Origin of the sequence: Methylophilus medardicus (genome assembly GCF_006363955.1) — a bacterium.
Taxonomy (GTDB): Bacteria; Pseudomonadota; Gammaproteobacteria; order Burkholderiales; family Methylophilaceae; genus Methylophilus; species Methylophilus medardensis.
The window spans coordinates 1,892,561-1,906,039 of sequence record NZ_CP040948.1 but is presented as its reverse complement, the minus strand read 5'-3'; the positions used below and the strand labels follow the sequence as shown (position 1 = coordinate 1,906,039).

Genomic DNA, 13,479 nt, shown 5'->3' with positions numbered 1-13,479 from the left:
ATGTGGGCGGCGGGCGCGCAAACAGTGTGGCTGGCGGCAGGCGATAGCGAGCATTGGGGGCTAACGAGTGTCTGGCCATTTCTTTTGTTACCACTATCGCTATTGCCATGGGTGTTACGCGGGCAAATGAATTTCCCGCATCCTGCCTTGCAAGGCCTGCCCCAAGATCCGCTATCCGCTTGGCTGGATCGGTTGTGGAAAATCGCCCTCAGCCTGTTGGTGCTGGCATTGAGCCTGGCGCTGAGTGGCCCATACCTCAAAGCACAGTATGTGGAGAAAGTCGGGCGGGGCGCCCATGTCATGATTGTGCTGGATCGCAGTGCCAGCATGAATGAAGCCTTTGCAAACACAGGTGATCAGCAAGCGCGCGTCCCTAAGATGGCGGTCGCTCGCAACGTGCTAAAAACACTGGTAGCGCAAGGGCATGATGACTTAATGGGCATGGTGACGTTTAGTACCTCACCGATTTTAGCGGCGCCACTGGGCAATGACCGGGGCTTTGTGCAGGCCGCACTGGATGCCACCGAGGCAGGCGGCATGGGATTTACTGCGGTGGCGCGGGGCTTGGGCATGGCGCTCGATTACTTTGCTGACCAGCCAGTCACTGGCGCGCGCGCCATGGTGTTAGTGTCTGACGGTGGCGCGCATCTAGATGGCAAAACGCAGGACATGCTGCGCGCCATGTTTATGCGGCAAAAAGCATCGCTATATTGGATTTATCTGCGCTCTGAAAGTGGTGTCAGCCTCAAGCAACGTTTGGCAGAGGGCGAAAATATTGATGCCTATCCTGAATATGCCCTGCACGAATATTTTCAAACACTGCATGTGCCTTACCGCGTGTATGAGGCTGAAAACCCCGAAGCGGTGAAAGCTGCGGTGAACGATATTTCTAAACTCAAAAATAAACCGACGCGTTATCTTGAGCCGGTCTCCCGGCAGGACCTGAGCCAATACGCCTATGCATTGGCTTGGCTCGCGTCTATCTGTTTGATTTGTTTGTATGCATTGGAACTGAAACGATGGCAGGCATGACTGGAAGACTGCGCGTTGTTGCGCGGCGTGGTGTATTTTGGGCAGGTGTGATCATCCTGATTGCGTGCGTGATGCTGATCAAGCAACTGATGCAGATCTACCAGGCGGAGGTGTATCGCCGCAGTGTACAACCCCACCGGCTGATTGAAAATACATGGCTGGACGCGCACCAAACACCGCAAGCCTTGTTTGCCAACGCGGTATTTTATGACAACCAGCACCAGGTTGAGCAAGCATTAACCGCTTACGCCGCCCTGATGCGCAAAGTGCCAGAAGGCGATTCATTGCGGCAACAAGCCTACTTTAATTCTGGCAATGTCTACCTGCGCACGGCGATTGGCTTGTTGGAACAGCGCGGATTACCTGCGTGGGATGAGGCCGGTCCCTTGGTGGCGCTGGCGAAAGAAAGTTATCAAAAAGCGTTGAGGCTAGCCCCCGATTGGTCAGAAGCAAAATATAACTATCATCTGGCATTGCGCTTGGCGCCGACCACACACGGCATGTCCGGGCCGCAGCAATATGAAGATGAGCAGATCAAAGCAGAAGAGGAGCCCAGTGGCTGGCCTGCCATGCCGGGCAACCCGAGAGGCATGCCTTAATGCGTTTTCAGTGGATTGAAGCAGGGCGCGCCGCGTTGCGCAGGCGCATCGATCCCTTGCGTGGTGACGGTTCGAAGCGAGATGTCTGGCGCATGCGGGCGCTGCTGGTGACTTTTGGTTTGCTGACGCTCATTTTGTTGCATCCCCACGCGCGATTACCGAATCGCGTCTATGCCTGGTATTTCGTGGTGGACATCACCCAGAGCATGAATGTGGCCGATTATCAGAGGGCGGGTAAAAGTGTCAGCCGTCTGCAAGTTGCGAAAGAGAGCATCCGCAGCACCATATCGGCCTTGCCTTGCGGCTCGCAGGTGGCGCTGGGCATGTTTACCGAGCGCAATGTGGTCAAGCTGGTGGAGCCCGTAGAGGTCTGTGCGCATTTCGCCGCCCTGGACCAAACCGTTGCTAGCATGGATTGGCGCATGGCTTGGGCGGCAGATTCCTTTATTACCCATGGGGTGTTTCACGCGCTCGAACAGACGCCGGCGCTTGGTAAACAGATGCGCTTGATGTTTTTCACTGATGGCCAACAAGCCCCACCCGCCAATCCAAAATATATGCCTGCTTATGCCGGCAAAGCAGGGGATGTTCAGGGCTATCTGGTCGGGATGGGCCAACCTACGCCCAGCAAAATCCCTAAGCTAGATGAAAAGAATGCAATTTCCGGTTATTGGGCGCAGGAAGAGGTGCAGCAATTTGGCAATTTCGGGATGGCGGAGACCTTATCGGTATTGGCAATGGAACAAGGTCAGCATGACCGCAATGCCGGTCATGGTCCCGGCAATGATCTGCTGAACAATGCACATCTGTCGGCGTTAGATGCGCAGAATTTGCAGCGGTTGGCGGATAGCAGTGGCTTGCAGTTTGTGCGTTTAGATCAGTCTGCGCAGGCCAGCCACTGGGCCACCGGCTTGGGTATGACCGCTTGGCGCTGGGCCGATACTGATCTCAGACCTTGGTTGGCGATCCCAGTCATCGTCTGTTGGCTGCTGTATTTGTTACTGACGTTTACCGACACAACAGGGGTTTTAGGCATTTGGCAGGCGATACGTAAGTCGTTGCATCAGTCACGCAAATCAATTTTTTTACAGAAGGAGCAACAATGAAGTGGTCTTTATTACTGATTGGACTCATGAGTGCACAAGTGTGGGCACATGGCCCAACCCCGCAGAAAACCGATGAATCCATTCAGGTAAATGCAGCAGCAGACGCCTTGTGGCAACGTGTGAGTGCCCCGTGTGGTCTGGCGCAATGGCATCCGCAAGTGAAAGCCTGCGAAACCGTAAATGACAAGCAACAAAAAATCACCCTCAATAATGGCAAGCAGTTGTTGCAAGAGATTGATGAGGTGTCAGCGACAGACATGACAGTCTCTTACCGCTTGTCGGGGGATGTGGATCTTGACGCGCTGCCTGTGAGTTCACTCAATGGCAAAATCAAAGTCGCCGCCGAGGGTGCCCATGCCAAAGTGACTTGGACCGCCCGGTATTACCGTGCGTTTACCGGCAATGAACCGCCGGCCGGGCAAGATGACGAAGCCGCGAAAAATGCCGTGGATCGCTTTGTTAAAGACGGCTTGCAAGGGCTGAAAGAAGGTCGCATCAATGCAGCCACTAGTAGTATTGGCTGGCGCAGTAAAATTTGCGTGAGCCTGCGGCCACTATTGAAAAGCCTAGGGATGTCGGTGTGTGCTTAAGTGCGCCATCAATGACTACTTTATGCGGCTACGCCCTCGGCCTGCTGGTCATGCTGTTAGGCCAGCCGGCGTTAGCGGCTGAGGGCGAGGCAAGGGTCCAATTGGTTGAATCCGATGATTCACTTTGTCTCGCGCATGGCGGCCAGTTGATTTCAGTCAGGCTCACCGATTTAGTACTAGCAACGGCTGACGCCCCGACAGAAGTCTGGGTAGACCGTTGGTTTATGCAAGTGCAAACCGCTGACCATACTCGGCATCTGCTGACCGCGCAGCAGCCTGAAGTGGCGCTGGGCTGTTCGCAAAGTATTGCCGGCCCGCAGCATTGGACCCTTAGCACGATCAAGCGTCTGCCAGCAGCGGGCTTACCTTCTCAGGAGTCTCCATGAAATCCAACCTGCCTCAATCGTTAGACGGCCAATCCCAATTTAATGGCCTGGTTGCCGCACATCCGTTTGTGATTGTTTTATTTACCGCCAAGTGGTGCGCACCATGCCAGCAATTTGCGCCAGTTTTTGCCGAGCTTGCCTCACAATCGCCGCAGGCATTGTTTGCCGTCGCTGATATCGATACGGCCACAGACCTCACGGCCAACTTTCAGGTCACGCAAGTGCCTGCACTCATGGCGATTCGCGATCGGGTAGTGATCGACCGTGTGGTCGGCGCCATGCATACGCACGCGCTGCGACAGCATGTGCAGATGTGGCAAGCGCTGGAAATGACAGCAATTAATCGCCATTTTGCGCAAAAAGCGCCCCTACATGCACGCTCGCTGAGTGCCGCCCCCGCCAGCCCCCGTGAATAAATCCCGGTGGCTTGCGGGAGAGATGCTCAATCCGTGGCAGGCATCAGCGCCTATAGTGCTGATGCGGTAGGGCATCCCATTGCGATGTCCCCTATTAAGACCAATCGGCAGATGTATTCGATGATGCGATCAATCGGTGTTTGGCTGGCCCTTGGCTGGGTGCTGACTGCGCCGGCCGCCGACTATGCCTATATCACCAACCAAGGGGATAACACCGTGTCGGTGGTGGATTTGCAGCAACGCCAGGTGGTGAATACGATAGTGGTGGGTCAGGCACCGGTTGGGGTGGCTATTGATCGCCGTCAGCAAAAAGTGTACGTGAGCAATGTGGAAGGTCACTCATTGACGGTGATTGACATGCGGCGTCAGCAAGTCACGCATACCATCCCATTGCCCATCGCGCCGGTAGGCATCACCGTCAATCAGGCTGGTGATCGTGTCTATGTGGCTGATTGGTATCACGATCGCTTGTTGGTCGTCGACCCCAAACACGGTGACGTGATCGCGCAAGTCGAGGTGGGGCCAGCCCCTGGTGGCCTGCAATTAAGTCACGATGAAGCCACGTTATATGTGGCCAGTCGCGATAGCAATGAAGTGCATGTGATTGATACGCAGACGCACCAGCGGCGTGCCCGAATCAAAGTTGGGCAACACCCGTTTGGCCTTAGTCTCCGACCGGATGGCAAGCAATTATTCGTTGTGAATGTCTATTCAGACACCATCAGCGTGATCGATACCCAACGTGATGAGGTCGTTGCCACAATCGCCGTGGGTCGTCGTCCTTATTGTGCGACGCCGGATGCGCTGGGCCAGCGTTTGTTTGTGACGAATACGGGGGAGGATACCGTGAGCGTGATTGATCTGAATAAGCACCAATTGTTGCGCACGATGCGCGTGGCAGGCACGCCGGAAGGCATCGCTTATGATGCTGCGCATCAGCAACTGCTGGTGGCAAGTTGGATGGATAACGTGTTGACGGTGATTGACGCCGATCACTTGTCCCTGCAGGCGCCGATCCGCGTAGGCGCACAACCACGGGCATTCGGCCAATTCGTTGGTCATGTCCATTAAACGGCTGTGGAGGATGGGAAGTTATCCTAGTGAAATCAGGAATCCTGCCACTATTGACGGCTGCGAAGTCGCATTAAGATGCAATCATCATTTAAATGATGAATTTAATTGATTTGCATAAAGTATATCTCCATGTTCAAGGCCAGTTGTTGCAGCAACTGGTCGATTTTTTTAGGACGCTCTATGCAAAAAATCCTGCCAACTATCATGCTTGCGGCCAGTTTGGTCAGCCTCTCTTCGCCTGTTTTTGCTCAACCATTTGCCTACGTGCCCAATGAAAAAGATGGGACGGTTTCAGTCATCGATACCCAGACCGATGCGGTGGTTAACCGCTTGCCAGTCAAAGGGCGCCTGGGTAAAAAAGTGCAAGCGGCGGCGATCCATCCTAGCAGTCAACAGTTGTATGTGGTGGTCCGCGACAAAAATGCCGTCGCTGTGATCGACACCTCGCAAGGCAAGCAGACGGCGTTGATCAAGGTGGGCGATGAGCCTGAGGGCATCGATATCTCCGCAGATGGGCGTTGGCTGGCTGCTTGCCTAGAAGAAGAAAACGCCGTGGCACTGGTCGACTTGCAGACGCATCAACGGGTGCATACCATTCCCACGCAGGGCACCAACCCAGAACACTGCTTGTTTTCACCGGACCAGCAGTGGTTATTGGCCAGTAATGAAAAAAGCAATAATGTCGATGTGATTGATCTCAAGTTGCGCCAGTCTGTGCATCTGATTGCGGCCACCAAGCATCCGCGCGGCATTGGCTTCAGTCCAGATGCGAAGTGGGTTTATGTGGCAAATGAGGCGGCAAATCTGCTCGAAATTGTCTCCACCGCAGACTGGAAAGTGCAAGCCAATATTCAGGTGGGCTTGCGAGCCAATGGGGTGAAAGTGAATGCAGAGGGTAGCCGCATTTATGTGAGTAATGGCGGCGATCACACGGTGAGTATCATTGACACTGCTAGCCGCCAAGTGATCGCGACTGTCGCGGTCGGGCAACGCCCTTGGAATATGGCGCTCACGCCGGATGGCAAAAAACTCTATGTGGCGAATGGGCGCAGTAATAGCGTTTCGGTGATTGATACCGAGGCGCAAGTTAAGTTGAAAGATATCCCGGTGGGAACGCTGCCCTGGGGGGTGGTGATCCGTTAGTTTGCCGGCGGTCAATTGCATTTCTTTTACGCGCGCGAACACTGGTTGGCACGGTCGACGTCGGTTCTTGTTTCAGTAGACTGCTTCTATAATAGAGGCCGTTGCTACATCGGTCGGGAAAAATTCCCGATTTTTTTTACTGAATAGTCTTTAGAATCTTCCCGGTGTTATGAAATCGTTTAGCCTACAGTTCAAACTCAATCTGATTATTACCCTGCTTTTGCTGGGGTTGTTGCTGACTTGGGCGGTGTCCGTGATTAAAAATGCGCGGGAAGATGTGCTGGCGGAGGTCGAGTCCACCACCAACCTGGTGATGCATTTGCTCGACGCAGAAATCGCGCATTACATGACTGATTTTGCTTGGCTGGCACATAAACAAGATGGCCAAATTAATATCTTCAGGCTAGAAGAGTTGACCAATATCCGTCATTTGAAAGTCGACTTTTTTGACATGCGCGGGCAATTGCGTGAATCCAACCGCTCGACGCGTATCGTCCATACTGGTGAAGATCCGCCGAAGTGGTTTGTCAGCCTGTTAGATATCTCCAGTGTACTCAATGAGCCTAAACGCAAGCATATTGCATTGAATGGGCGCGCCATCGGTGAGTTAGTGATCACCCCTGACCCCAGTTTTGAGCTGCGTGAAATCTGGGATGATACCTCTGGCTTGCTAGCGATTGTGGGCTTGTTCGGGCTCAGTGTACTGCTCTTTGTGTATTGGACAGTGCGCGCCACCTTCAAGCCGGTCAAGCAGATTATTCATGGCCTAAACCAGATTGAACGGGGCGAGTACCAAAGCCGCTTGCCCGGTTTTGAGCAGATTGAACTGAGTGAAATCAGCGATAAATTTAACAGCATGGCCAGCACGCTTGAGCAAAGCATCCGCAACAACCACAGACTGACACAGCAAATTATTCACCTACAGGAAGAAGAGCGTAAGAAGCTGGCGCGCGATTTGCACGATGAAATCGGCCAATATCTTACCGCTGTGCACGTCGATGCCAGTGCGCTGGTGGCGGCAAAAAAACTCAGCATTGCACGTGAGAGTGCGCAGGCCATTGCGCAAATCACCCGACAAATGATGGTTACGATTCAAGACATTCTGGCGCGATTGCGGCCAAGGGTGCTGGATGAACTCGGCCTGAGCTTGGCCTTGGCCGAACTCATACATCATTGGCGCGATCGCAATCGCGGCATCATGGTGGTGAATGCGATTTCTAACCATTTGTCGCCCCCCGACGAAGCCATCGCGGTGACGGTGTACCGCATCTTGCAAGAGTGCCTGACCAACATCAGTAAGCATGCAGCAGCGACGCGAGTGACGATAGAGGTGAATGAAACCCCGCAAGGCCTTTACTTGATGATTGCCGATGATGGGCGTGGGTTTGATCCCCGTGTGCAAAGTCGCGGTTATGGGCTGGCAGGCATGCAGGAGCGGGTAGAGGGGCTGATGGGCGCTATGCAGATTAGTAGCGTCCCTGGGCAAGGCACACGCATAGAAGTGCGTTTTCAAACAATTCAAGGGTTTCAGGAAGCAGCAAAATGACAGTTAAAGTGGTGTTGGTGGATGATCACAGTGTCGTGCGCTCTGGTCTGCGGCGCTTGTTAGAGTCGCACAAAGGCATTGAAATCGTGGCGGAGGCGGAGACGGGTGAAGCGGCCTATCAGGTCTATGGTGAAATAGTACCCGACGTCATGTTGATGGATATTTCTATGCCGGGGATGGGCGGGCTGGAGGCGGCCAAGCGTATTTTGCAGCGTTATCCACAAGCAAAAATTGTGATTTTTTCGATGCATGAAGCGGTCTCTTTTGCCTCACAAGCGCTTAAAACTGGCGTGAAAGGTTATGTGACCAAGACCGGTGTCGCTGAGGATTTAGTGCAGGCGGTGTTAGATGTGGCCAAAGGCCGCACTTTTTTAAGTCAAGATGTGGCGCAAAAAGTCGCCCTGCAAACACTGATAGGCGAAAGCAATCCGCTACAACAACTCACTTCGCGCGAGTTTGAGGTGTTCCGGTTGTTGGCAGAGGGCAAGCGGGTAGAAGAGGTCGCCGATATGCTGAAAATCAGCCAGAAAACCGTGGCCAATTACTATACCCTGATTAAGCAGAAACTGTCGGTGAATAGCCCGGTGGAAATGGTAAGGCTGGCGATGAAGCATGGGCTGATTGACGCTACTTAACAGTTACTAAAGTGCACGGGCCACGTCTTCAATCAATGCACGTAGCCAACGATGCGCAGGGTCGTGTCGATATCTGACATGCCAAGCAATCTCCACCGGAAAGGTGCCCAAGTCTACCGGGGTGGGTAAGATTTTTAAGCGCGGATCATTGGCTAGGCGCCGGCAGATCTGATGCGGTAAGGTGGTGCAATAATCGGTGACCGCAATCACTTCGGGGACCGAAAGAAAGTGCGTGACCGACACCGCGACCTCCCGTTTCAAGCCGTGTCGGTCCAAGGCTTGAAACAGCCCGGCACGCATGCGCCCCGGCGGCATTACATTGACATGTTTGAGCTGCTCATACTCGGCCTTGTTGAGGGTGTTGCCCACGGTCGGATGATCCGCCCGCACCACACAAGCGAGACTGTCATCCATGAGATGCTGCACAATCAAGTTGTCTGGCGGATCGACGATACGTCCCAGCACCAGCGCCGTACTGCCTGAAATCACCCCGGTTTCAGCCAGGTCATTACCAAAAGGCGTAATGCGCAGTTTGATACCCGGTGCGAGCACGCGCAATTTAGCCACCACTGCTGGAATCAGCACATATTCGACATAGCTGTTAGGCGCCAAGGTAAACATCATTTGGGCACGCATCGGGTCAAAGGACTGCTGCTCTAGCACCAGCCCGTCCAGTTGACCGATTGCCTCTATGATGCCTGGCGCCAAGGTCTCCGCTTTTTGCGTCGGTTGCATGCCATAACGCTCACGAATAAATAACGGGTCTTGCAGCATGTCACGCAGCCGGTTCAATGCGTTAGACAAAGCGGGCTGTGTAATACCGAGGCGATCCGCTGCGCGTGTCACGCTGCGTTCTTCCATTAATGCAATGAATACGCGTAACAGGTTGAGGTCGTAGCGCATTTAAATATTCACTTAATAAATATCTAGAATATACATAATAAATTTCATAAATGAAATCAAAAGGCGCATGATTCCTCAACCCCATCACTCACATTAAAGGTATTTTATTTATGCACATACTCATCGTACTCACTTCTCATGACACGCTTGGCGATACTGGACGCAAAACCGGCTTTTGGCTGGAAGAGCTCGCCGCGCCTTATTATGCGTTTAAGGCAGCAGGCGCACAATTGACGCTCGCGTCGCCTAAAGGCGGTCAGCCCCCACTTGATCCCAAAAGCAATGAACCTGACTTTCAAACCGAAGACACACGACGTTTTGAAGCCGATGCCGAGGCGATGACAGCCTTAGCGCAGTCTGTGCCATTACATAGCGTGTCGCAAGACACTTACGATGCAGTGTTTTACCCGGGAGGACATGGCCCACTGTGGGATCTGGCTGAAGACCCTGACTCTGTGCGCTTGATCGAATCTACCTTGCATGCAGGGAAACCGGTTGCGCTGGTCTGCCACGCACCAGGCGTGCTCCGTCAGGTGAAGCAAGCCGATGGCCGTCCATTGGTTGCAGGTAAACAGGTCACTGGCTTCAGTAACACCGAAGAGGCGGCAGTTGGCCTGACCAACATAGTGCCTTTTCTGGTGGAAGACATGCTGAATAGCCAAGGCGGACTGTTCACAAAAGGCGCGGATTGGCAGCCCTATGTTGTGACGGATGGATTGCTGATGACCGGTCAAAACCCAGCCTCGTCTGCCATGGCTGCCGAGGCACTCGTGCACTGGCTACAGGCTAACCGTCCATCATGAGCACTGATGTTGTGAGGCGGCGCAATACCGTGTGTTGATCGTTGAAGGGATTGACGTCCAAGGGAGGCGCAGGCTATAACTGAGTGTTGGCCTGTATCCTTGTCACCCCTGTTTCACTTTTATAAAGAAATCCAATGCATCTGCTGAAAACGTATTTGATGGCCACCATTGCGGCCATTTTCTGGGGCGCGAACTTTAATCTGGCGCGTCCAGTGATAGCTGAAATGGGCCCTTACGTAGCAGGGGCCAGTCGCTATGTATTGGCCGCACTGGCGATGATGTTGATTGTCTGGCTGAGACACACTGCGTTGTCTCTAACACATTGGAAAGCGTATTTAACACTAGGGGTGGTAGGCGTATTTGGCTTCAACCTGTTTTTCTTTTTGGGCATGGAAACTTCTTCTGCGATCAACGGGGCGCTGATCATGGCCTTGAATCCTTTGTTGACCGCCATACTCGGTTATTGGATGCTCGGAGACCGGCCTAGCACGCAGCAGTGGATTGCTTTCCCGGTGGGGATTGCCGGCGTGGCGATTGTTGTCTTGGGTGCCGGGGCACAATTGCAGATCGCCGTCGGCGATATCTATATTTTGACGGCCGCAGTGAATTGGGCACTGTATAACGTGTTAGTGAAAAAAATGATGCCTAAGCAGGTGAGCGGGATTGCAAATACCACTGGCATCATGACCTTTGGCGCGATGGCTTTGAGTACCGCCGCCTTGTGGCATGGGGATCCTGTGGTGATACCCACGTTCCATGCGGGCGCTGCCCTGCTGACCATGTCACTCGGCGGTGGGGTATTGGCTTATTTGTTCTGGAACGCCAGCATTGCGCATCTGGGGCCATCGAAAGCCGCGATCTTCATGAACTTAGTGCCCGTCACCACCATGCTGATCGCCGCGATACAGCACACCCCACCCAGTCATGCGCAGTGGATAGGGGCTATCCTCGTCATCAGTGCGGTCACCTTCAGTTCGGTATCCCTATCTAAAAAAGCTTAACCGACCCCGCGACTAAAGAGGGTGCATCGCGTTTGGTGGGCTGCCAAGCTGGCAGCGTTTGTCATGCGCGCATGTGCACATAAAATATTGTTTGAATATTGTTACAATAATATTGTGATTGTTGTTACAATATTCATTATGAACCATGAAGAAGATTACACATTTGATCATCGGCCCAGTCCACTACGACGGATTGGTGCCTTTGCGATGACCCTTTAAGACGTACCTTGGATGATTCGTCTATGCAGCACGTTATCCCCATTTGCCAGCAGCCTTCAGTCGTTCTGATTCCTTTTTTTGAAGGCAAGGTCCGCGCTGGGCAGTCACGTTTTGCCTCTGCGGCGCAAGATTACGAGATGAAAGCGCTGGATCTCAATGAATTGCTGATTACCGATCCACCGGCAACTTTTATTGTGCAGGTGGCAAAAGAGGCTGATTCGATGATCGACGCCGGCATTTTTCCCGGCTCAAAACTGATTGTGAATAAAGCCTTAGGTCCCAAGGCCAAGTCTTCTAATATCGTGATTGCCATTGTCGATGGCGAGTTCGTCGTGAAGCGCTTGTATAAGCGATTAAAAGTCGTTCGTCTGTTGTCAGAGAACAAAGCCAAAGCCTATCCACCCATTGAATTTTCTGAGGGGCAGGAGCTGGTGATTTGGGGGGTGGTGCAGCATGTCATTCACTCCTTCGACTAGGCGGGTGTTCGCTCTGGCGGATGTGAATTCGATGTATGCCTCCTGCGAGGAGGTGTTCCGTCCTGATCTTCGTGGTAAACCTGTCGTCGTGTTATCCAATAACGACGGCTGTGTCATTGCGCAAAATCGGTTGGCGAAAGAACATCTGGACATCTATATGGCTCGCCCCTGGTTCGAGATCAAAGACGCCGCAACAAAATTGGGTGCCGTCGTTTTTTCATCCAATTATGAGCTCTATGCAAACATGAGTAACCGATTTGCGACCATTGTGTCTAGGTACTCACCAAAGATGGAAAAGTACTCGATTGACGAGGTGTTTTTAGAGATGACCGGTATGCCTGGCAATTTGACGGACTATGGTCAGGCCATCAAACAGGATGTAAAGGATTCTATCGGGTTACCTATTTGTGTTGGCATCGGCTATAGCAAAACATTAGCCAAATTGGCCAACCATTGTGCAAAAAAACAGGCGCACTGGCAGGGCGTGTGTGATCTCACACAACTGAGTCAGACCGAGCTCGACCAGATGCTGGCTGCGCTTCCGGTGTCTAAGGTATGGGGGGTTGGTCATCGATTAGAAGCAAAACTGAATAAGCTGGGCGTGCATACCGTATTGCGGTTAAAAAATGCAGATCCAAAACGCATCCGGGATGCCTTTGGCGTAGTACTTGAGCGGACAGTTAAAGAGTTGAACGGTGAGGTGTTGATTGAGATGGAGTACACCTTGCCTGAGGCCAAGCAGGTTATGAGCTCGCGTTCTTTTGGTCAACGGGCGTCTACATTGGAGGCACTTAGTCAGGCGATTGCTTTTCATGCCGGCGTGGCGGCTGAAAGAATGCGCACCAAAGCGCTATATGCCAATGGTGTTTTTGTTTTTATCATGAATAGCCCGCATGACCAAGCGCAATACTATGCCAATAGTTTGTCGATGGGCTTTCCATCCCCCACCAATTCGACGCCTAAAATCATCCGTGCCGCTTTGTGGTTGCTCAAAAAAATCTACCGTCCTGGTGTGTATTATCAAAAGTGCGGCGTCATGATGCTGGACACGGTGTCCAACAAAGCACTGCAGAGCGATCTGTTTGGGTTTAGCCATGACGATCCTAAATCCCAAGCCTTAATGGAGGTCATGGATAAGATCAACATGAAGTATGCCAAGGGGACCATCAAGGTGGCCGCCGAAGCGGGCGTCCAGACATGGCGCATGCAACGTCATTATCTGAGTCAAAATTACACTGGGAGCTGGCGTGAATTGCTCACCGTCCGATAAGGATTGGTGGGCTCACGGCATGAGCCCTGTTTCATGAAATTCCTTAATCGCGGTTCATGATCGGCAATAACAGGTTTGAGCATGTATGCGTCGATAATACATTCACACGGACCAGACATAGGGTCGGTTCGGGAAAACAACAAAGGAGATCATTATGTGGACTAAACCAGCTGCTACCGAAATGCGTTTCGGTTTTGAAGTCACTATGTACGTGATGAACAAGTAATCGTACTTTAGTGTTGAGAAAACCCGGCTGCCTAGGCCGGGTTTTTTTATTGTG

Annotated in this window: 16 protein-coding genes; 15 read left to right on the top strand and 1 reads right to left on the bottom strand. The window is 52.6% G+C overall.

Features of this window, described 5'->3' with window-relative positions; genetic code table 11:
• From FIT99_RS09040 to FIT99_RS08995, 10 genes are all read left to right on the top strand, one after another.
• Positions 1–1,032, top strand: coding sequence for a vWA domain-containing protein (locus FIT99_RS09040; protein ID WP_140004709.1), 1,032 nt, complete (start codon positions 1–3; stop codon positions 1,030–1,032).
• Positions 1,029–1,631, top strand: coding sequence for a hypothetical protein (locus FIT99_RS09035; RefSeq protein WP_140003991.1), 603 nt, complete (start codon positions 1,029–1,031; stop codon positions 1,629–1,631). The genes FIT99_RS09040 and FIT99_RS09035 overlap by 4 nt, the downstream gene beginning before the upstream one ends.
• Positions 1,631–2,737 carry a vWA domain-containing protein gene (locus FIT99_RS09030; RefSeq protein ID WP_140003990.1) on the top strand — a complete coding sequence of 369 codons (1,107 nt, stop codon included), beginning with the start codon at positions 1,631–1,633 and terminating at the stop codon, positions 2,735–2,737. Before FIT99_RS09035 ends, FIT99_RS09030 begins: the two co-directional genes overlap by 1 nt.
• Complete coding sequence (locus tag FIT99_RS09025; protein WP_140003989.1) at positions 2,734–3,327, top strand: SRPBCC family protein; 594 nt, start codon at positions 2,734–2,736, stop codon at positions 3,325–3,327. Before FIT99_RS09030 ends, FIT99_RS09025 begins: the two co-directional genes overlap by 4 nt.
• An 11-nt stretch (positions 3,328–3,338) precedes the next feature.
• Entirely contained in the window at positions 3,339–3,713 is a 375-nt protein-coding gene (locus tag FIT99_RS09020; RefSeq protein WP_140003988.1) for a hypothetical protein, read from the top strand.
• Positions 3,710–4,129, top strand: coding sequence for a thioredoxin family protein (locus FIT99_RS09015; RefSeq protein WP_140003987.1), 420 nt, complete (start codon positions 3,710–3,712; stop codon positions 4,127–4,129). The genes FIT99_RS09020 and FIT99_RS09015 overlap by 4 nt, the downstream gene beginning before the upstream one ends.
• Positions 4,130–4,249: 120 nt before the next feature.
• Positions 4,250–5,200 (top strand): beta-propeller fold lactonase family protein, encoded by a 951-nt coding sequence (locus FIT99_RS09010; protein ID WP_189524727.1) that lies wholly within the window; start codon positions 4,250–4,252, stop codon positions 5,198–5,200.
• Positions 5,201–5,383: 183 nt separating this feature from the next.
• Positions 5,384–6,346 (top strand): beta-propeller fold lactonase family protein, encoded by a 963-nt coding sequence (locus FIT99_RS09005; protein ID WP_140003986.1) that lies wholly within the window; start codon positions 5,384–5,386, stop codon positions 6,344–6,346.
• A 169-nt stretch (positions 6,347–6,515) separates the two neighbouring features.
• Positions 6,516–7,892 carry an ATP-binding protein gene (locus tag FIT99_RS09000; protein ID WP_140003985.1) on the top strand — a complete coding sequence of 459 codons (1,377 nt, stop codon included), beginning with the start codon at positions 6,516–6,518 and terminating at the stop codon, positions 7,890–7,892.
• Positions 7,889–8,527 carry a response regulator gene (locus FIT99_RS08995; RefSeq protein ID WP_140003984.1) on the top strand — a complete coding sequence of 213 codons (639 nt, stop codon included), beginning with the start codon at positions 7,889–7,891 and terminating at the stop codon, positions 8,525–8,527. The genes FIT99_RS09000 and FIT99_RS08995 overlap by 4 nt, the downstream gene beginning before the upstream one ends.
• A gap of 6 nt (positions 8,528–8,533) precedes the next feature.
• On the opposite strand, the gene FIT99_RS08990 is transcribed toward FIT99_RS08995, so the two are convergent.
• Positions 8,534–9,430 (bottom strand): LysR family transcriptional regulator, encoded by an 897-nt coding sequence (locus FIT99_RS08990; RefSeq protein WP_140003983.1) that lies wholly within the window; start codon positions 9,428–9,430, stop codon positions 8,534–8,536.
• Positions 9,431–9,540: 110 nt separating this feature from the next.
• On the opposite strand from FIT99_RS08990, the gene FIT99_RS08985 reads away from it, so the two are divergent.
• The 5 genes from FIT99_RS08985 to pqqA all read left to right on the top strand — a co-directional run bounded on the left by FIT99_RS08985 (position 9,541) and on the right by pqqA (position 13,425).
• Complete coding sequence (locus FIT99_RS08985; RefSeq protein WP_140003982.1) at positions 9,541–10,233, top strand: type 1 glutamine amidotransferase domain-containing protein; 693 nt, start codon at positions 9,541–9,543, stop codon at positions 10,231–10,233.
• A 134-nt stretch (positions 10,234–10,367) separates the two neighbouring features.
• Positions 10,368–11,234 carry a DMT family transporter gene (locus FIT99_RS08980; protein ID WP_140003981.1) on the top strand — a complete coding sequence of 289 codons (867 nt, stop codon included), beginning with the start codon at positions 10,368–10,370 and terminating at the stop codon, positions 11,232–11,234.
• A gap of 242 nt (positions 11,235–11,476) precedes the next feature.
• Positions 11,477–11,929, top strand: a complete 453-nt coding sequence (locus tag FIT99_RS08975) for a LexA family protein (protein ID WP_140003980.1) — start codon at positions 11,477–11,479, stop codon at positions 11,927–11,929.
• On the top strand, positions 11,907–13,199 hold the full coding sequence (gene umuC, locus FIT99_RS08970) for a translesion error-prone DNA polymerase V subunit UmuC (protein ID WP_140003979.1): 1,293 nt from the start codon (positions 11,907–11,909) through the stop codon (positions 13,197–13,199). The genes FIT99_RS08975 and umuC overlap by 23 nt, the downstream gene beginning before the upstream one ends.
• A gap of 154 nt (positions 13,200–13,353) precedes the next feature.
• Positions 13,354–13,425: a pyrroloquinoline quinone precursor peptide PqqA gene (gene pqqA / locus FIT99_RS08965; RefSeq protein WP_081624291.1), complete on the top strand. Its 72-nt coding sequence runs from the start codon at positions 13,354–13,356 to the stop codon at positions 13,423–13,425.
• Positions 13,426–13,479 lie beyond the last annotated feature (54 nt).